This is a genomic window from Mycolicibacter senuensis (genome assembly GCF_003284925.1).
GTDB classification, from domain to species: Bacteria; Actinomycetota; Actinomycetes; order Mycobacteriales; family Mycobacteriaceae; genus Mycobacterium; species Mycobacterium algericum_A.
The window spans coordinates 1-19,404 of sequence record NZ_QMEX01000071.1; the positions used below are offsets into that span (position 1 = coordinate 1).

At 68.7% G+C, this 19,404-nt stretch carries 17 protein-coding genes; 10 read left to right on the plus strand and 7 right to left on the minus strand.

Translation table 11 applies throughout. The annotated features are described in order from the left end of the window. From DQP56_RS15495 to DQP56_RS15505, 3 genes are all read right to left on the minus strand, one after another. Positions 1–1,147: lytic transglycosylase domain-containing protein (locus tag DQP56_RS15495; protein ID WP_435673870.1), on the minus strand; the 1,147-nt coding region annotated here is incomplete at its 3' end. Positions 1,148–1,265: 118 nt separating this feature from the next. Continuing rightward, entirely contained in the window at positions 1,266–1,787 is a 522-nt protein-coding gene (locus DQP56_RS15500; protein WP_112686869.1) for a DUF1003 domain-containing protein, read from the minus strand. Then, entirely contained in the window at positions 1,784–3,082 is a 1,299-nt protein-coding gene (locus tag DQP56_RS15505; protein ID WP_112686871.1) for a magnesium transporter MgtE N-terminal domain-containing protein, read from the minus strand. The genes DQP56_RS15500 and DQP56_RS15505 overlap by 4 nt, the downstream gene beginning before the upstream one ends. A gap of 24 nt (positions 3,083–3,106) precedes the next feature. On the opposite strand from DQP56_RS15505, the gene DQP56_RS15510 reads away from it, so the two are divergent. Further along, a complete protein-coding gene (locus tag DQP56_RS15510; protein WP_112686873.1) occupies positions 3,107–4,075 on the plus strand; it encodes an HpcH/HpaI aldolase/citrate lyase family protein in 969 nt (322 codons plus the stop codon). A 95-nt stretch (positions 4,076–4,170) separates the two neighbouring features. Here DQP56_RS15510 and DQP56_RS15515 read toward each other — a convergent pair whose 3' ends face one another. Further along, a complete protein-coding gene (locus DQP56_RS15515; protein WP_234825691.1) occupies positions 4,171–4,800 on the minus strand; it encodes a DUF4190 domain-containing protein in 630 nt (209 codons plus the stop codon). 95 nt (positions 4,801–4,895) lie between these two features. Here DQP56_RS15515 and DQP56_RS15520 point away from each other — a divergent pair, with 95 nt between their 5' ends. The 6 genes from DQP56_RS15520 to DQP56_RS15545 all read left to right on the plus strand — a co-directional run bounded on the left by DQP56_RS15520 (position 4,896) and on the right by DQP56_RS15545 (position 10,377). Further along, positions 4,896–5,420 (plus strand): YflT domain-containing protein, encoded by a 525-nt coding sequence (locus DQP56_RS15520; protein WP_112686877.1) that lies wholly within the window; start codon positions 4,896–4,898, stop codon positions 5,418–5,420. A 73-nt stretch (positions 5,421–5,493) separates the two neighbouring features. Beyond that, positions 5,494–6,909 (plus strand): ABC transporter substrate-binding protein, encoded by a 1,416-nt coding sequence (locus DQP56_RS15525; RefSeq protein ID WP_112686879.1) that lies wholly within the window; start codon positions 5,494–5,496, stop codon positions 6,907–6,909. 10 nt (positions 6,910–6,919) lie between these two features. Continuing rightward, on the plus strand, positions 6,920–7,801 hold the full coding sequence (locus DQP56_RS15530) for a carbohydrate ABC transporter permease (RefSeq protein ID WP_112686881.1): 882 nt from the start codon (positions 6,920–6,922) through the stop codon (positions 7,799–7,801). Continuing rightward, complete coding sequence (locus DQP56_RS15535) at positions 7,798–8,625, plus strand: carbohydrate ABC transporter permease (protein ID WP_112686883.1); 828 nt, start codon at positions 7,798–7,800, stop codon at positions 8,623–8,625. The genes DQP56_RS15530 and DQP56_RS15535 overlap by 4 nt, the downstream gene beginning before the upstream one ends. Positions 8,626–8,629: 4 nt before the next feature. Then, positions 8,630–9,772, plus strand: a complete 1,143-nt coding sequence (locus tag DQP56_RS15540) for an ABC transporter ATP-binding protein (protein WP_112686885.1) — start codon at positions 8,630–8,632, stop codon at positions 9,770–9,772. Further along, the gene (locus DQP56_RS15545; RefSeq protein WP_112686887.1) at positions 9,769–10,377 is read left to right on the plus strand and encodes a suppressor of fused domain protein; all 609 of its coding nucleotides are present in this window, start codon (positions 9,769–9,771) and stop codon (positions 10,375–10,377) included. Before DQP56_RS15540 ends, DQP56_RS15545 begins: the two co-directional genes overlap by 4 nt. 276 nt (positions 10,378–10,653) lie before the next feature. On the opposite strand, the gene corA is transcribed toward DQP56_RS15545, so the two are convergent. Continuing rightward, positions 10,654–11,688 (minus strand): magnesium/cobalt transporter CorA, encoded by a 1,035-nt coding sequence (gene corA / locus DQP56_RS15550; RefSeq protein WP_112686889.1) that lies wholly within the window; start codon positions 11,686–11,688, stop codon positions 10,654–10,656. Positions 11,689–11,858: 170 nt separating this feature from the next. Between corA and DQP56_RS15555 the strand changes: the two genes are divergently transcribed. From DQP56_RS15555 to DQP56_RS15565, 3 genes are all read left to right on the plus strand, one after another. Then, positions 11,859–12,848 (plus strand): malate dehydrogenase, encoded by a 990-nt coding sequence (locus DQP56_RS15555; RefSeq protein ID WP_112686891.1) that lies wholly within the window; start codon positions 11,859–11,861, stop codon positions 12,846–12,848. 68 nt (positions 12,849–12,916) lie between these two features. Next, the gene (locus DQP56_RS15560; protein WP_112686893.1) at positions 12,917–14,104 is read left to right on the plus strand and encodes an NAD(P)-dependent malic enzyme; all 1,188 of its coding nucleotides are present in this window, start codon (positions 12,917–12,919) and stop codon (positions 14,102–14,104) included. A 7-nt stretch (positions 14,105–14,111) separates the two neighbouring features. Beyond that, positions 14,112–14,975: a glycine betaine ABC transporter substrate-binding protein gene (locus DQP56_RS15565; protein ID WP_112686895.1), complete on the plus strand. Its 864-nt coding sequence runs from the start codon at positions 14,112–14,114 to the stop codon at positions 14,973–14,975. A gap of 29 nt (positions 14,976–15,004) precedes the next feature. Here DQP56_RS15565 and DQP56_RS15570 read toward each other — a convergent pair whose 3' ends face one another. Both DQP56_RS15570 and DQP56_RS15575 read right to left on the minus strand, forming a co-directional pair. Next, complete coding sequence (locus DQP56_RS15570) at positions 15,005–15,829, minus strand: SDR family NAD(P)-dependent oxidoreductase (protein WP_112686897.1); 825 nt, start codon at positions 15,827–15,829, stop codon at positions 15,005–15,007. 152 nt (positions 15,830–15,981) lie between these two features. Continuing rightward, positions 15,982–19,404 (minus strand): multifunctional oxoglutarate decarboxylase/oxoglutarate dehydrogenase thiamine pyrophosphate-binding subunit/dihydrolipoyllysine-residue succinyltransferase subunit (locus DQP56_RS15575; protein WP_205868892.1); only part of this gene is annotated, 3,423 nt, incomplete at its 5' end.

Here is a 19,404-nt window from a genome sequence, read left to right on the forward strand (position 1 = left end):
ACGCCCCCGGTGCCGCAGCCTGCGGCTCCAGGCAGATCATCCGGCAGGCCGCCGACGGGCGTGGCAACTGCTGCTGCTGTTGCTCGGTGGCGTTCATCCAGGGCGCGAGCCAGGGCAGGTTCGCCATCGGGCCGTCGGCGCCCGACGACTGCCCCAGGTTGATCAGCGACGATCCGGCGGTCTCGTGGACCGGCGACAAGCCGTGCATGCTCAGCGACTCCGGCCCCAACCCCTCGGGGTGCTCCAGGTGCTCCAGGTGCAGGTCGGCGATCGGCGGCGCAGGCCCGATGATCGGAGGCAGATCAACCGGCGCCACCCCGGTGGCATAGGCCGCCGCCCAGCCCATCACGTTCTCCGCGTAGGCCATCGAGTTGTTGTAGCGCAGGATCGCGGTCAGCACCTGGGAGTGTTCGCGCAGGTTGAGCCCGCCGCTGCACAGGTACCGTGCGGCCGCCAGCGTCGCGTCGTAGACGTTCTGCGGGTCGGCCTTGCCGTCGCCGTCGCCGTCGGCGGCGTAGCGCGCCCAGGTTCCGGGCAGGAACTGCATCGGCCCCATGGCACGGGCGTAGACCACCCGCCCGGGGCCACTGCTGGCCACGATGACTTCGTTTCCGGGCAGCGTCCCGTCCAGTGACGGCCCATAGATCGGCTGCAGCGCGGTGCCGCGCGCATCGGTGGCGCCGCCGTTGGCGTGTTGGGACTCGATGCGGCCGATCCCGGCCAGCAGATTCCAGCTGACCCCGCAGCCCGGGGCGGCGACGGCCATCTGGTGCTCGGCATTGCGGTAGGCCGCCAGCGCTGTTTTGGGAATCCCCAACGTGCCCGGCGCGTAGACGACCGCCGCCGGCGGCGCCGACGGGGCGCCCGCGGCGACGTGCAGGTTCGGTTGCGGGCGCGGCACCGCGACGACGGCCGGACCCGACGAGCGGCCCGAGGCGGTGTCGATGGCCGCTGCCAGCGGTGTTACCGCGGCATTGCGCAGCGGAAGCGACGTCGACGGGGAGCGTGGAGTCGCCCCCACGGCACCGGCGAACACCAGCGGGGTGATGAACGTCAGGCCGAATGCCGGGCGCAACGCGGCGCGCGCCGCCCGCCGCCATCTGGCCGCGCGCGACGGGTGTTCGGCTGCGCCGCCCCCTGTAGGCACTCGACCGCCCCTTGTCCGCCGTTATCAAGCCTTGATGAAACCGTCTTGGCTTCGTGAACTAGGTCACCATACCCAACACCGGTCCCGCCGGTGTCGGTTATGCCGGTCCGCCACGAGGTCAAACCGGGCGGCCGGTCGCGGAATCTCCGTCGGCGGGGTCGGGCTTGGGGCGCAATTCGTCGAGCAGTTCGCGGATCCGCTCGAGCTCATGGTGCAGGTAATCGCGGGTGGGGACCTCACCGACCGCCAACCGCAACGACGCCAGTTCGCGGGCCAGGTACTCGGTGTCGGCCTTGGTCTGCGCGGCGCGCCGGCGGTCTTCATCCAGGCTGACCCGGTCGCGGTTCTCCTGCCGGTTCTGGGCCAGCAGGATCAACGGCGCGGCGTAGGCCGCCTGGGTGGAAAACGCCAGGTTGAGCAGGATGAACGGGTAGGGGTCCCACTTCAGGCTGACCGCGTAGACGTTCAGCAGAATCCAGCCGACCACCATGATGGTCTGGATGGCCAGGTAGCGCCCGGTGCCGAAGAAGCGTGCCACCGACTCGGTGAACCGGCCCAGCGCATCGGGGTCCATCCGCAGGCTGGGCAACCGCGAGGTGCGCGGGGTGGAGAGCCGCTGCAGTGGCGAGCGGTCGGTCACGACGGCCTCCCGGCGAATTTGGGTCCCAGGTCCGGCTCGGGCGTTTCGCGCCAGTCATGCGGTAGCAGGTGATCCAGCACGTCGTCGACGGTCACCGCCCCCAGCAGGTGATTCTGCTCGTCGAGCACCGGGCCGCAGACCAGGTTGTAGGCGGCGAAATAGCGGGTCAGCTCGGCCAGCGAGACCTCGGCGTTCAGCGCCGGCAGGTCGGAGTCGACGATTCCGCCGATGAGGTCGGCCGGCGGCACCCGCAGCAGCCGTTGCAGCGGCACGCAGCCCAGGTAGTGGCCGGTCGGTGTGGCGGTCGGGGGGCGTGTCACGAACACCAGCGACGACAATGCCGGGGTCAGGTCGGGGTCGCGCACCCGGGCCAGCGCCTCGGCGACCGAGGTGTCGGCGGTCAGCACCACCGGATTGGAGGTCATCAACCCGCCGGCGGTGTCGGGGGAGTGCTCCAGCAGGCGGCGGACCGGATCGGAGTCGTCGGGGTCCATCCGGGCCAGCAGCAGCTCCGCGTCATTGGGGTTCATCGCCCCCAACAGGTCGGCGGCGTCGTCGGGATCCATCTCCTCCAGGACGTCGGCCGCCCGCTCGGTGCCCAGCTGGCCCAGCACCGCGGCCTGCCGCTCCTCGGGCAGTTCCTGCAGGATGTCGGCCAGGCGGCCGTTGTCCAGCGCGTTGATCACCTCGAAGCGCCGCTTGGGCGGCAGCTCGCGGATGGCGTCGGCCACCTCGATCGGTCGCCAGCCCTCGAATTGCTGCAGCAACTGCGCCACGCCCTGTCCGGGCATGGCCAGCGCGGACGGGGTCAGCCCCTGCACGTTGTGCCAGTCCACGATGTGCACCGCGGCGCGGCGGCCCAGCCGCCGGGAGTGGCGCACCGCGATCCGCGTAACCAGCCAGTCGCGGGTGCGGCTCTGCTCGATGGCCAGGTCGGTGATCGCCACGTCGACGCCGGCCAGCTCCGGCAGTTCGGGGTCGTTGACCCGGACTTTGGTGTCCAGCACCTGTCCGAGCACCAGCACTTCACCGGGTCGCTGGGTGAACTTGCGCAGCGATACGGTTCCGGTGTTGAGGGTGACGGCATTGGGCTCGATCGCCGCGACTCGGAGAATGGGTACGAAAATGCGTCTGCGGGTGGGCAGTTCGACGACGAGGCCCAGAACGCGCGGCTGTTGACGCACGATGCTGATGCTGATGACGACGTCGCGGACCCGTCCCACGGATTCGCCGAACGGGCCCAGCACCAGCATCCGCGCCAGGCGCGCTGCGTAAACCCTGTTGCTCGACGCCATGGTTGAAAGGGTAGGAGTGGTTAGGTGACCAACGCATATCGCCCCCGCCGTACCTGTCTGTCGGTGCCGGGCAGCAGCCAGAAAATGATCGACAAGGCCAAGGGCCTGCCCGCCGACCAGATCTTCCTGGATCTGGAGGATGCCGTCGCCCCGGCCGCCAAGGAGCAGGCCCGGGCCCGGGTGGCCGAGGCGCTGGCGGCATCGGACTGGAGTGCGCCGCTGCTGGGCGTGCGAGTCAACGACTGGACGACGCCGTGGACGCACGCCGACCTGATCGAGGTGGTCTCGGCCGTCGGCGCCGCCGGGGCCCGCCTTGACGTGGTCGTGCTGCCGAAGGTGTCCGACGCTTCGCATGTACAGGCCCTGGATCTGTTGTTGACCCAGTTGGAGACCGTTCACGGGCTGCCGGCCGGGCAGATCGGCATCGACGCCCAGATCGAGGACGCCCGCGGGCTGACCAATATCAACGCCATCGCCGCCGTGCCACGGGTGCAGGCGCTGGTGCTCGGCCCGGCCGACCTGATGGCCAGCCTCAACACCCGCACGCTGGAGGTCGGCGAGCAGCCCGAGGGCTACACCGAGGGCGACGCCTATCACCACGTGCTGATGACGATCCTGGTCGCCGCGCGCGCCCACGGGATCGCCGCCGTCGACGGGCCCTACCTGAAGGTTCGCGACGTCGAGGCGTTCCGCCGGGTGGCCGGGCGCTCGGCCGCCCTGGGTTTTGACGGCAAATGGGTGCTGCACCCCGACCAGATCGCGGCGGGAAACGAGATCTTCAGTCCGCGGCAGGCCGAGTACGACCATGCCGAGCTGATCCTGGAGGCCTATGCATGGCACACCTCGCAGGCCGGCGGGGCGCGCGGCGCGGTGATGCTCGGCGACGAGATGCTCGACGAGGCCAGCCGCAAAATGGCGCTGGTGGTGGCCGGCAAGGGCCGGGCGGCCGGGATGCGCCGTGAAGCACCGCCGTTCGAGCCGCCGTCGGCCTAGATCTGCCCGGATCTGCCCGCGAGGGGCAATCTGACGACGCGACACGCCGACGTCGCGTCGTCAAATGTCCACTGGGCGCCGACGTCCGCCCGGGCTCAGTGCAGGGCGACCATCGCGAGGACGAACGAGAGGACCACCGCGGCGCCGCCGACCGCGGTGCCGGCCACCGCCATGCCGTGGCCGGCCTCACCGGTGCGCTTGATCTGGCCCAGGGCGATCACGCCCAGCGTGGCGCCGACGACGGCCAGCGGCCAGAACAGCAGGCCCAGCAGCGCGACCACCAGGGAGCAGACCGCCAAGACGTTCGTCTTCTGCGGCTGGCCCGGATTGAAGTAGCCGCCCGGATACGGCGTGCCGTAGCCCTGCTGCGGATAGCCGGGCGGGGCGCCGTAGGCCGGCGGGTAACCGGGTGGCGTGCCGACGCCCGGATAGTCGGCCGGCGGGCCGTAGCCGGGTGGCGCGCCGTAGCCCGGTGGTGGCGGCGGCGGAAATCCGCCGGTCGGCGGCGGCGGGTAGCCGCCGGCGGCCGAGGGTGGGGGAAAGCCGCTCGGCGGGTAACCGGGCGGAGGGCCCTGCGGGTAACCCGGCGGTGGGGGAGGATAGCCATCGAAACCCGAGGGGTTGGCCCAGCCGCCCTGTTCGGGCCCGGGCGCACCCGCCTCGGGCCGGGGTTGGTCGGCATTGGGTCGTGGATTCTCGCCAGAATCCCCGCCGGGAGCTGTCATGCTGTTCAACCTAGCGGATGCGTCGGGTGCCAGACCCGCACGGAGTGCCGGTCCGCCACCCCGGAACTATCCCGGAACGAGGAGAGAGAAACCCCATGACCAGCCCTTTTCAGTCCGGACAGGCCCCCGATCCGCTCGGTGCGGCGGCCGCGGGTCGGCGAGACGTGGGCCGGTTGCCCACGCCGCCCAAAGGTTGGCCGATCGGGGCTTACCCCACCTACGCCGAGGCGCAGCGCGCGGTGGACTATCTGTCCGACCAACAGTTCCCGGTGCACCAGGTGACGATCGTCGGCGTCGACCTGATGCAGGTCGAACGGGTCACCGGCCGGCTCACCTGGCCCAAGGTGCTCGGCGGCGGGGTGTTGACCGGGGCCTGGCTGGGTCTGTTCATCGGTCTGGTGCTGGGCATCTTCAGCGACAACCCGGCACAGGCGTTGGTGACCGGCCTGATCGCCGGTGTGTTCTTCGGTCTGATCACGTCGTCTGTGCCCTACGCGATGGCCCGCGGCACAAGGGATTTCAGCTCGACCATGCAGCTGGTCGCGGGTCGCTACGACGTGCTCTGCGACCCGCAGAGCGCCGAGCAGGGACGGGATCTGTTGGCGAAGCTGACGCTCTGACTCGGCGTTGTTGCACAGCGCGGCCGACCGGCCTTACCGTTCTGGCACGGAACGGCAACAGGAGGCGGGTGGCGTGGCGAGTCGGCGCGGTCGCGTTCGGCGGCTGGGCGCGGTTGCGCTGGCGGCACTGACCCTCGCCTCCGGGTCGGCCTGCGGTTGGGCCGGGCACGACGACGGCCTGGTGGTCAGCGTGTACACCCCGGCCAACGACACCGCGACGTTCCAAGTGCTGGCGCGGCGCTGTACCGAGCAGTCCGGTGGGCGCTACCGCGTCGAGCAGTTCAGCCTGCCGCGTGCCGCCGACGACCAGCGCCTGCAGCTGGCCCGCCGGCTCACCGGCAACGACCGCACGCTGGACATCATGGGCCTGGATGTGGTCTGGACCGCGGAGTTCGCCGAGGCCGGCTGGGCGTTGCCACTGTCGGAAGACCCGGCCGGTGAGGCCGAGGCCGACGCCGTCGCCGACACCCTGCCGGGTCCGCTGGCGACCGCCCGCTGGCAACAGCGGCTCTATGCCGCCCCGATCATCACCAACACCCAATTGCTTTGGTACCGGCCGGATCTGATGGATGCCGCGCCGTCGACCTGGGACGAGATGGTTGCCGAGGCGGGCCGATTGCGTACCGCCGGCGAGCCGAGCTGGATCGCGGTGCAGGCCAAGCAGTACGAGGGCTTGGTGGTGTGGTTCAACACGCTGCTGGCAAGTGCCGGCGGCCGGGTGCTCGACGACGACGGCAAGACCGTCACCCTGACCGACACCGCCGAGCATCGGGCCGCCACCGTTGCGGCGCTGCGCATCATGCGCGCGGTGGCGACCGCTCCGGGCGCTGACCCGTCGATCACCCAGAGTGACGAGGGCACCGCCCGGCTGGCGTTCGAACAGGGCAAGGCGGCACTGGAGGTCAACTGGCCGTTCGTGCTGCCGTCGATGCTGGAGAACGCCGTCAAGGGCGGCGTCGGGTTCCTGCCGCTGGACCGGCGTGCCGATCTGGCCGGCAGCATCAACGACCTCGGCATGTTCGCCCCCAGCGACGCCCAGTACCGGCTGGCCTACGAGGCCAGTCGCGACGTGCTCGGGTTCGCACCGTATCCGGCGGTGTCGCCCGAGCGGCCGGCCAAGGTCACGCTCGGCGGGATGAACCTGGCGGTGGCCCGCACCACCCGGCACCGCGCCGAGGCATTCGATGCGGTGCGATGCCTGCGCGACGTCGCCAACCAGAAGTACCTTGCGATTGACGGTGGGCTGCCCCCGGTGCGCGCCTCGCTGTACTCCGATCCGCAGCTGCAGGAGAAATACCCGCACCACAACCTGATTCGCGACCAGCTCACCGAAGCGGCGGTGCGCCCTGCCACGCCGGTCTACCAGGCGGTGTCGACCCGGATATCGGCGACGCTGGCGCCGATCACCGCCATCGACCCGGAGCGCACCGCCGACGAGCTCACCGTGCAGGTGCGCAAGGCCATCGACGGCAAGGGGCTGATCCCGTGAGCGGTGCGCTATGACGTCCCGCGCCGACGAGCGGTCGCAGCGGCGGCTGGCGTTGCTGCTCGTCGCCCCGGCGGTGGTGCTGATGCTGGCCGTGACGGCCTATCCGATCGGGTATGCGATCTGGCTGAGCCTGCTGCGCTACAACCTGGCCACCCCCGACGACACCGCCTTCGTCGGCCTGGCCAACTACCAGACCACCCTGACCGACTCGTACTGGTGGACGGCGTTCGCGGTGACGCTGGGCATCACCGTCGTCTCGGTGGCCATCGAATTCGTCCTGGGTCTTGCGCTGGCACTGGTGATGCACCGCAGCCTGTTCGCCAAAGGCATGGTGCGCACCGCGGTACTGGTGCCCTACGGCATTGTCACGGTGGCCGCGGCCTACAGCTGGTACTACGCCTGGACACCGGGCACCGGTTATCTGGCGAACCTGTTGCCCGCCGGTAGTGCGCCGCTGACCCAGCAGCTGCCGTCGCTGGGGATCGTGATCCTCGCCGAGGTGTGGAAGACGACTCCGTTCATGGCGCTGCTGCTGCTGGCCGGGCTGGCGCTGGTGCCCGACGATCTGCTCAAGGCGGCACAGGTCGACGGCGCCGGGGCCTGGCGGCGTCTGGTCAGCGTCATCCTGCCGATGATGAAACCGGCCATCCTGGTGGCGTTGTTGTTCCGCACGCTCGACGCGTTCCGGATCTTCGACAACATCTACGTGCTCACCAACGGCTCCAACAACACCGGCTCGGTGTCGATCCTGGGTTACAACAACCTGTTCAAGGGCTTCAACGTCGGCCTGGGCTCGGCGATCTCGGTGCTGATCTTCGTTTGCGTGGCGCTGATCGCGGTGCTGTTCGTCAAGGTGTTCGGTGCCGCGGCGCCGGGATCGGAACAGAAATGACCGACGTTCGACGCCGCGCGGCGTGGCTGATCATCGACGTGGCCGTGGTTGCCTACGCGCTGGTGCCGGTGCTGTGGATCTTCTCGCTGTCGCTCAAGCCGACGTCAACGGTGAAGGACGGCAAGCTGATCCCGTCGTCGGTGACCCTCGACAACTACCGCGGCATCTTCGCCGGCGATGTGTTCGGGTCGGCGTTGATCAACTCGGTCGGCATCGGCCTGATCACCACCGTGATCGCGGTGGTGATCGGTGCGATGGCCGCCTACGCGGTGGCCCGGCTGGACTTTTCCGGCAAGCGGCTGCTGGTGGGGGCGGCGCTGCTCATCGCGATGTTCCCCCAGATATCGTTGGTGACACCGATTTTCAACATCGAACGGGCTATCGGGCTGTTCGACACCTGGCCGGGACTGATCATCCCCTACATCACCTTTGCGCTGCCGCTGGCGATCTACACGCTCTCGGCGTTCTTCTCCGAGATCCCGTGGGACCTGGAGAAGGCCGCCAAGATGGACGGCGCCACCCCGGGTCAGGCGTTCCGCAAGGTGATCGCGCCACTGGCGGCGCCGGGAATCGTCACCGCGGCGATCCTGGTGTTCATCTTCGCATGGAATGACCTGCTGCTGGCGTTGTCGCTGACGGCGACCAAGGCGTCCATCACCGCGCCGGTGGCCATCGCGAACTTCACCGGCAGTTCGCAATTCGAGGAACCGACCGGCTCCATCGCCGCCGGCGCGATGGTGATCACGGTGCCGATCATCGTCTTTGTTCTAATCTTCCAACGACGGATCGTGGCGGGACTGACCTCCGGCGCGGTGAAGGGATAGGCCGATGGCAGAGATCGAACTCCTCCACATCACCAAGAGCTACCCCGACGGCGCCGTGGCGGTGAAGGACCTGTCGCTGAGGATCGCCGACGGCGAGTTCATCATCCTGGTGGGACCGTCCGGCTGCGGAAAATCCACCACGCTGAACATGATCGCCGGCCTGGAGGAGATCTCGTCGGGGGAACTGCGCATCGGTGGTGAGCGGGTCAATGAGCGCGCCCCCAAGGACCGCGACATCGCGATGGTGTTCCAGTCCTACGCCCTCTACCCGCACATGACGGTGCGGGGCAACATCGCTTTTCCGCTGACCCTGGCCAAGATGAAGAAGCCGCAGATCGCTGAGAAGGTCGCCGAAGTCGCGAAAATCCTTGACCTGACGGAGCTGCTGGATCGCAAGCCGTCGCAGCTGTCCGGTGGGCAGCGCCAGCGGGTCGCGATGGGACGGGCGATCGTGCGGCACCCCAAGGCGTTTCTGATGGACGAGCCGCTGTCGAACCTGGACGCCAAGCTGCGGGTGCAGATGCGCAGCGAGATCGCCCGGCTGCAGCGCCGGCTGGGCACCACCACCGTCTACGTCACCCACGATCAGACCGAGGCGATGACGCTCGGCGACCGGGTGGTGGTGATGCACGGCGGGATCGCCCAACAGATCGGCACCCCCGATGAGCTCTACGAGCGGCCCGCCAACCTGTTCGTCGCGGGCTTCGTCGGCTCGCCGGCGATGAACTTCTTCCCCGGCGCGCTGACCTCGACCGGTGCGCGACTGGCGTTCGGTGAGGTGCCGCTGGCCGCGGAGGTCCGCGACACCATCGGTCGACATCCCGGATCCCACAACGACGTCGTCATCGGCGTGCGGCCCGAACATCTCGGCGACGCCGGACTGCTCGACGACGCCGAGCGTGCCCGGGCGGTGACCTTCTCCGCGCGCGTCGATCTGGTCGAATCGCTGGGCGCCGACAAGTACCTGTACTTCACCCCGAACGAAGCCGCCGGCACGTCGACCGAAAACGGTCTGGTGGCGCGGGTTCCCGCCGCGTCGAAAGCCGCCGGCGGGCAGCCGGTCGAGCTGGCCCTGGACGCGGCCAAAGTGGTGGTGTTCGACGCCGAGTCCGGGCTGAACCTGACCGTCCCGCCGACCGAACGGTGAGCGACGACCTGGAACGGGTGCGGGCGCACCTGAAAGCGCACTACGCGGCGGCGGGCATCGCTTCGGAACCCGGCGCCGCGCGGGTGACGTTTTTGGGCGTCGAGCCCATCGAGGTGCTGCGGTTCGGGCCCGGGCCCGACCGGATGGTGCATTACGTCTCGGTGGGCTGTTCGCGGCACCCGATGGGCGACCCCGGTCAGGTGTTGGCCGACCCGGTGCACGGTCCGCGCGCCGAGGTCGTGCTGCGGCTGCGGATCTCGGGTTCTGATGCCGGGCTGGCGCGCAGCCTGGCGATGGTGGCCGCCGCGCCGGTCGTGGAGGGCGTGGTGCTGGCGGCGGACGCGCTGATGGACCTGGGCGGTCCGCTGTGGACCCGGCAGTCCGGCGGCGTGCCGTTCACCGCGATGCTGCTGGGCGAGAGCGACATCGCCGAGTTGGCGCTGGCGGCACCGCGCGAGCCGGTGCGGTTCTTGTCGGCCATCCCGATCACCGCGACCGAGGCGGCCTGGGTGCGGCTCAAGGGCGCCGACGCGATGCGCGAGGCCTGGCGCGCCGACGGGGTGGATGTGCTCGACCCGGACCGCCCCGCCTCCCAGCCCCGCTAGTACCGGGTCCCCCTTTTTTGCCGCGAGCGGGCGTGTTTGTACGGCGACACGCCGGTTTTTCCGTACAACTGCGCACGTTCGTGACAGGCGGTGGCGTGACTTTGACGGCCGGAGGTGACGTTCCGGAACCCGTTGTGCGCGTTCACCGTTGTCCTTTTGGGCTGCATGGCCGCACCGGAGTACGGGGTAAGCGGGTCCACGCACCCGCTGAGTGTGCGCCGATGTACGGCATTTCGCGGCGTGTCGGCGTGCAAACACGCACGCTCGCCGGGGAGGTCAGAGCCAGCCGTTGCGGCGGAACGCGCGATAGAGCACTGTGCTGATGCCGGCCATCCCCAGCAGCACCGCCGGATAACTGAACGTCCAGTGCAGCGCGGGCATGTGGTCGAAGTTCATCCCGTAGATGCCGGCGATCATGGTGGGCACCGCGATGATGCCGGCCCAGGCCGACATCTTGCGCATATCGGTGTTCTGCTGCATCCCCACCCGCGCCAGCGCCGCCTGCACCAGCGAACTCAGCATCTCGTCGTAGCTGGCGATCTGTTCGGCGGCGCGGGTCTGGTGGTCGGCGACGTCACGAAGGTAGCGCCGCACCTCTTTGGAGATCAGATCCTTGTAGTCGGTCTGCATCCGCTGGAACGGGACCGACAACGGTGCCACCGCGCGCCGCAGTTCGACGACTTCACGCTTGATCTGGTAGATCGGCTCGACGTCGGTGCGGGTGCCCGGTGCGAACGCCACCTCTTCAATGGTGTCGATGTCGGTCTCCATCAGGTTGGTCACCTCGACGTAGCGGTCGACCACATAGTCGGCGATGGCGTGCATCACCGCGTACGGGCCCAGCCGCAGATGCTCGGGGTCGGCGTCCATGCGCTTGCGGACCTCGGACAGTCCGCTGTGTTCACCGTGCCGGACGGTGACGACGAAGTTCTTGCCGACGAAGATCATGATCTCGCCGGTTTCGACGATCTGTCGCGGCAGCCCCACCGATTCGTGCGGGACGTAATTGACGGTCTTGAGCACCAGGAACAGCGTCTCGTCGTAGCGTTCCAGCTTCGGCCGCTGGTGGGCGTGCACGGCGTCCTCGACGGTCAGCTCGTGCAGGTCGAACGTGGCCGCCACCGCCTGCATCTGGGACTCGTCGGGTTCGTGCAGGCCCACCCAGACGAACCCGTCCCGGCCGCTCGCCTCGATCTCGCGCACCCTGGCCATCGCACCGGCGGGCGTGAAGTCGCCGGAAACCCGGTCACCTTCGTCGTAGACGCCGCAGTCGACCAGCACCCGCGGAACCGGGCCTCGCAACGCCGTCATGGCAGCCCTCCCTCCCGGCGCATGAGCCGGTCAAATGTTACGCGCCCGAACCCAAAGTGACCGGTCAGCGCGGTCGCCGCGGGGTCCGGAGTTTTCGGGCCCGCGCCGGTGCGCTAGTTTCGACGCGGACCAATCCAGACCATGCCGAACCCGTTCGAGGAGCACTTGACGTGAGCACAACCCCACTCAAGGTTGCCGTCACCGGCGCCGCCGGCCAGATCGGCTACAGCCTGCTTTTCCGCCTGGCCAGTGGCTCGTTGCTGGGCCCTGATCGGCCGATCGAACTGCGGCTGCTGGAGATCGAGCCCGCGCTCAAGGCGCTCGAGGGTGTGGTGATGGAGCTCGACGACTGTGCCTTCCCGCTGCTGGCCGGCGTGCAGATCGGCTCGGATGCCAACAAGATCTTCGACGGCGCCAACCTGGCGCTGCTGGTCGGCGCCCGCCCGCGCGGGCCGGGCATGGAGCGCAGCGACCTGCTCGAGGCCAACGGTGCGATCTTCACCGCGCAGGGCAAGGCGCTCAACGCGGTCGCGGCCTCCGACATCCGGGTGGGTGTCACCGGCAACCCGGCCAACACCAACGCGCTGATCGCGATGACCAACGCCCCCGACATCCCCAAGGAGCGGTTCTCCGCGCTGACCCGCCTGGACCACAACCGGGCGATCTCGCAGCTGGCGGCCAAGACCGGCGCCAAGGTGACCGACGTCAAGAAGATGACGATCTGGGGCAACCACTCGGCCAGCCAGTACCCGGACCTGTTCCACGCCGAGGTCGGCGGCCGCAACGCCGCCGAGGTCGTCAACGACCAGGCCTGGATCGAGAACGACTTCATCCCCACCGTCGCCAAGCGCGGCGCGGCGATCATCGACGCCCGCGGCGCCTCGTCGGCCGCCTCGGCGGCATCGGCCACCGTCGATGCCGCCCGGGACTGGCTGCTGGGCAGCCCCGACGGGGACTGGGTGTCGATGGCGGTGGTCTCCGACGGCTCCTATGGGGTGCCCGAGGGCCTGATCTCCTCGTTCCCGGTCACCACCTCCGGCGGCAACTGGAGCATCGTGGGTGGCCTGGACATCGACGACTTCTCCCGCGGCCGGATCGATGCCTCCACCGCTGAGCTGGCCGAAGAGCGCGAGGCCGTCAAGGGACTGGGCCTGATCTGAGCACGGCCGGCGCCCACGGGCACCGGCCGTCGCCGGTCGAGATTCGCCGGCGCAGTACCCTGGACTCGATGCCTGAGAACCTTGCGAACACGGTGGACAACTCGCTGATTGTCATTGGAGACGAAGAGATCTTCGAAGCCCACATGGGCGGAAAGATCTCGGTCGACTTGAAAGCCCCGCTGGACAGCCAGCGCGCGCTGTCGATCGCCTACACGCCCGGGGTGGCGCAGGTCAGCCGCGCCATCGCCGCAGACCACACCCTGGCTGCCCGCTACACCTGGGCGCACCGGCTGGTGGCGGTGGTCAGCGACGGTACTTCGGTGCTCGGGCTGGGTGATCTCGGTCCGTCGGCGTCGCTGCCGGTGATGGAGGGCAAGGCCGCGCTGTTCAAGACGTTCGCCGGCCTGGACTCCATTCCCATCGTATTGGACACCAAGGATCCCGACGAGATCGTCGACACGCTGGTGCGGCTGCGTCCGTCGTTCGGGGCGGTCAACCTGGAGGACATCTCCGCGCCGCGGTGCTTCGAGATCGAGCGCCGGGTGATCGAGGCGCTGGACTGCCCGGTAATGCACGACGATCAGCACGGCACCGCGATCGTGGCACTGGCGGCGCTGATGGGTGCGGCCAAGGTGCTCGGACGCGACATCTCGTCGCTGCGGGTGGTGGTCTCCGGTGCCGGCGCCGCGGGCGTGGCATGCGCCAACATCCTGATGTCGGTGGGTATTTCGGAGATGATCGTGCTCGATTCGCAGGGCGTGCTGCATCCGGAACGTACCGACATGAACGACGTCAAGACCGAGCTGGCGCAGCGCACCAACCCCGGCGGCCGCACCGGTGGTCTTGCCGAGGCGCTGGTCGGCGCCGACGTGTTCCTGGGTGCCTCCGGAGGGGTGGTCCCCGAGGAGTTGATCGCGTCGATGAACCCGGGCGGGGTGGTGTTCGCACTGTCCAACCCCGACCCGGAGATCCACCCCGACCTGGCCGCCAAGTATGCGGCGGTGGTGGCGACCGGCCGCAGTGATTTCCCCAACCAGATCAACAACGTGCTGGCCTTCCCCGGCGTATTCCGCGGGGCGCTGGACGCCGGTGCCGAACGCATCAGCGAAGAGATGAAATTGGCTGCCGCGGAGGCGATTTACTCCGTGGTCGCCGACGACCTGGCACCGGAGCGGGTCGTGCCGAGCCCGCTGGACCCGCGTGTCGAACCGGCCGTTGCGGCAGCGGTCGCAGCGGCCGCCGGTTCGTCGTCCTGAGCGCACGGTGCCGCGGCTGCCGAGACATCAGCTGCGCCGGTTGGCGCTGGTACTGATCACCGCCCTGCTGCTCGCCGGTTGTGCTGATCGCCCGGGGCCGGCGCCGCTGGGCGTGGGGACCGCGCCGGACCCGCAATCGCAGGTTTTGGCGCAGCTGTACGCGAGCGCCCTGCGCGGTGCCGGAGCCGCGGTGCGCATCGAATCGGTGGCCGATCCGGTCGCGGCGCTCGACGCCGGGCAGTTGACCCTGGTTCCCGGTTTCACCGGCCGCCTGCTGGCGGTGTTCGCCCCCGACTCCACGGCGCGCTCCGACCGGCAGGTCTACTGGGCGTTGGCCGGTGCGCTGCCGGAGGGGCTTGCGCTCGGTGACTACGCCATGACCGCGGCTGACAAACCGGCGTTGGCCGTGACGAAGGCCACGGCCGACGCGTGGGGCGGAACCGAGCTGTCCGCGCTGGTGCGGCACTGCTCCGGGTTGGTCGTCGGCGCGGTCGCCGGGGTGCGGGCGCCGGCGGCGGTGGGGCGGTGCAGGTTGCCCAGATTGCGCGAATTCCCCGATAGCTCAGCGTTGTTCGCTGCGCTGCGCGACCGTCAGATCACCGCGGCATGGACCAGTACGGCCAATCCGTCGACGCCGGACGAGGGCACCGTGCTGCTCACCGATGGCAGGCCGGCGTTGGTGCGCGCCGAGAATGTGGTTCCGCTGTATCGGCGCAACGAGCTGACCGAATCCCAACTGCTGGCGATCAATCAGGTCGCCGGTGTGCTGGATACCGAAGCCCTGACCGATATGCGCCGGCGGGTGGCCCACGGCGCCGACCCGCAGTCGGTCGTGGATGCCTTCCTGGAGGAGCATCCGCTCGGGCGGTAGCGCCGCGAAAAACGACCGGGCCGCGAACCCTACCGGGGCGCGAAACGGGGAATGACGAACGAGAACAGCCGCTGGTAGCGCGAGCCGGTGAGCCGCACGAGCAGGTCGAGTGCCCGCGCGTCGTTGCCGATGAGCACCCGGGCCCGGTTCTTGCTCACCCCGTCGAGGATCACCCGGGCGGCCTCTTCCGCACTGGTGGAGGCCAGCCGGCGGTCGAAGAAGTCGGCCATTGCCGCGTGGTCCACTCCTTCGACGGTGGTGGCGTTGCGGGCGATCGCGGTCTTGATGCCGCCGGGATGCACCGTGGTGACCTTGACCGGGTGCTTGGCGATGGCCATCTCCTGATGCAGCGCCTCGGTGAAGCCGCGGACCGCGAATTTGGCCGCGTTGTAGGCGGCCTGTCCGGGCATCGACAGCAGCCCGAACAGGCTGGAGATGTTGATGACGTGGCCGTCGCCGGAGGCGATCAGGTGCGGCAGGAAGGCTTTGGTGCCGTTGACCACACCCCAGAAGTCGACGTCCATCACCCGCTCGATGTCCTTGAACTCGCTGACCTCGACGTCGCCGCTGAACGCGATCCCGGCGTTGTTGTAGATCTGGTTGACCTTGCCGAAGTGGTCTTTGACCTCCTCGGCGTAGCCGATGAACACCTCGCGCTCGGTGACGTCGAGCCGGTCGGCCTTGACCCGCACGCCCAGCGCGGTCAACCGTTGCTCGGTCTGCGCCAGGCCTTCGGTGTCGACATCGCTGATCGCCAGCTGCGCGCCGGCGCGGGCCAGCTCGACGGCCAGCGCACGGCCGATCCCCGAGCCGGCGCCGGTGACGACGGCGACTTTCCCGGCGAATCCCTGCATGTGTCCTCCCCGCGGTCGGTTGACCATCAGAGCCTATCCGGTACCGGCGGTACCGGCTTCAGCGCCCCGGCGAGCGTGCAGAGTTGTACGCGACACGCCGCGTTTCGACGTACAGACCCGCACGCTCGCGGGGAAGGGGGTCAGCCGAACGCTCAGCCGAACGCCTCGTCGATGATCTCCTGCTGCTCGACGGCGTGCACCTTCGACGAACCCGACGACGGCGCGGACATCGCCCGCCGCGAGATCCGTTTGATACCGGTGAGCTTCTCGGGCAGCAACTCCGGTAGCTCCAGGCCGAACCGGGGCCATGCCCCCTGGTTGGCCGGCTCCTCCTGCACCCAGAAGAACTGCTCGGCGTTGGGGTAGCGGTCCAAGGTGGCGGCCAGGCGCCGCTTGGGCAGCGGGGCCAGCTGCTCGATCCGCACCAAGGCGATGTCCTCACGGCCGTCCTTGGCCTTGCGGGCCGCCAACTCGTAGTAGAGCTTGCCGCTGGTCAGCAGCACCCGGGTGACCTTGTTGCGGTCGCCCTCACCGTCGCCGTAGGTGGGCTCTTCGAGCACCGAGCGGAACTTGACGTCGGTGAAGTCCTTGATGTCGCTGACCACCGCCTTGTTGCGCAGCATCGACTTCGGGGTGAACACGATCAGCGGCCGCTGGATCCCGTCGAGCGCGTGCCGGCGCAGCAGATGGAAGTAGTTCGACGGGGTCGAGGGCATCGCGATGGTCATCGAGCCCTCCGCCCACAGCTGCAGGAAGCGCTCGATGCGCCCGGAGGTGTGGTCGGGGCCCTGGCCCTCATGGCCGTGCGGCAGCAGCAGCACTACGTTGGACAGCTGGCCCCATTTGGCCTCGCCGGAGCTGATGAACTCGTCGATGATCGACTGCGCGCCGTTGACGAAGTCGCCGAACTGCGCCTCCCACAGCACCATCGCCTCGGGGTTGCCGACGGTGTAGCCGTATTCGAAGCCGACCGCGGCGAACTCCGACAGCGGCGAGTCGTAGACCAGGAACTTGCCGCCGCTCGGGGTGCCGTCGGGGGTGGTGGCCAGCAGCTGCAACGGGCTGAACTCCGCGCCGTTGGTGTGGTCGATGATCACCGAGTGCCGCTGCGAGAAGGTGCCGCGGCGAGTGTCCTGTCCCGACAGCCGCACCAGCTTGCCCTCGGCCACCAGCGAACCCAGCGCCAGCAGTTCGGCGAACGCCCAGTCGACCTTGCCCTCGTAGGCCATCTCCTTGCGCCGCTCGAGCACCGGCAACACCCGCGGGTGCACGGTGAAGCCCTCGGGAATCGACATGAACGCCTCGCCGATGCGGGCCAGCATCGCCTTGTCCACCGCGGTGTTCAGCCCGCGCGGCACCTGCTGTTCGGACTCGACCGACTCGCTGGGCTGCGCGGCGTGCTTCTCCAGCTCACGGATCTCGTTGAACACCCGCTCCAGTTGGCCGTGGTAGTCGCGCAGTGCGTCCTCGGCCTCCTTCATCGAGATGTCGCCACGGCCGATCAGGTCTTCGGTGTAGCTCTTGCGCACACCGCGCTTGGTGCCGATCACGTCGTACATGTAGGGGTTGGTCATCGAAGGGTCATCGCCCTCGTTGTGCCCGCGGCGGCGGTAGCACAGCATGTCGATGACGACGTCCTTGTGGAACTTCTGCCGGAAGTCCACCGCCAGCCGGGCCACCCAGTCGCATGCCTCCGGGTCGTCGCCGTTGACGTGGAAGATCGGCGCCCCGATCATCTTGGCGACATCGGTGCAGTACTCGCTGGAACGGGAGTGGTCCGGTGCGGTGGTGAACCCGATCTGGTTGTTGACGATGATGTGGATGGTGCCGCCGACCCGGTAGCCCGGCAGCATCGCCATGTTCAGCGTTTCGGCCACCACACCCTGGCCGGCGAATGCGGCGTCGCCGTGCAGCATCATCGGCACCACCGAGAACGCCGGCCGTTCGCCGTTGTCCGCGGAGCCGCGATCCAGCAGGTCCTGGCGGGCCCGCACCAGTCCTTCCAGTACCGGGTCGACGGCCTCCAGGTGTGATGGGTTGGCCGTCAGCGAGACCTGAATATCGTTGTCGCCGAACATCTGCAGGTATACGCCGGTGGAACCCAGGTGATACTTGACGTCGCCGGAACCGTGCGCCTCGGCCGGGTTGAGGTTGCCTTCGAACTCGGTGAAGATCTGCGAATAAGGCTTGCCGACGATGTTGGCCAGCACGTTGAGCCGGCCGCGGTGGGGCATACCGATGACCACCTCGTCGAGCCCGTACTCGGCGCACTGGTCGATCGCCGCGTCCATCATCGGGATCACCGACTCGGCGCCCTCCAGGCTGAACCGCTTCTGCCCGACGTACTTGGTCTGCAGGAAGCTCTCGAACGCCTCGGCGGCATTCAGCTTGCTCAGGATGTACTTCTGCTGCGCCACAGTCGGTTTGATGTGTTTGACCTCGACGCGCTCCTGCAGCCACTGCTGCTGTTCGGGCTCGAGGATGTGGGTGTACTCCACGCCGACGTGGCGGCAGTAGGCATCGCGCAGCACCGAGAGGATCTCGCGCAGCTTGCGGAAGTCGCCGCCGGGCAGGCCCTCGACCTTGAACTCCCGGTCCAGATCCCACAGCGTCAGACCGTGGGTCAGCACGTCCAGGTCGGGGTGGCTGCGGAACCGGGTGTTGTCCAGCCGCAGCGGGTCGACGTCGGCCATCAGGTGACCGCGGTTGCGGTAGGCGGCGATCAACTCGACGACGCGGGCGTTCTTGTCGACCACCGAGTCCGGGTTGTCGGTGCGCCACCGCACCGGCTCATAGGGGATGGACAGCTCGAAGAAGATCTCGTCCCAGAACGCGTCGGAGAGCAGCAACTCGTGCACGGTGCGCAGGAAGTCACCCGATTCCGCGCCCTGGATGATGCGGTGGTCATAGGTCGAGGTCAGCGTGATCAGCTTGCCCACCCCGAGTTCGGCGATGCGCTGCTCGCTGGCCCCCTGGAATTCGGCGGGATACTCCATGGCGCCGACGCCGATGATCGCCCCTTGGCCGGCCATCAGCCGGGGCACCGAGTGCACGGTGCCGATGGTTCCGGGGTTGGTCAGCGAGATCGTCACGCCGGCGAAGTCCTCGGCGGTCAGCTTGCCGTCACGGGCGCGGCGCACGATGTCTTCGTAGGCGGCGACGAACTGCGCGAAACGCAGCGACTCCGCCTCCTTGATACCGGCCACCACCAGGGAGCGCTTGCCGTCCTTGCCGTGCAGGTCGATCGCGAGCCCCAGATTGGTGTGTGCCGGAGTGACGGCGTTGGGCTTGCCGTCGATCTCGGCGAAGTGCCGGTTCATGTTGGGGAACTGCTTGACCGCCTGCACGAGCGCATACCCCAGCAGGTGGGTGAACGAGATCTTGCCGCCACGGGTGCGCTTGAGCTGGTTGTTGATGACGATGCGGTTGTCGATCATCAGCTTGGCCGGAATGGCACGCACGCTGGTGGCCGTGGGCACCGCCAGCGAGGTGGCCATGTTCTTGACCACCGCGGCGGCGGCCCCGCGCAACACCTGGACCTCGGCGTCGGCGGCCGGAGCGGGCGACTTCGACTG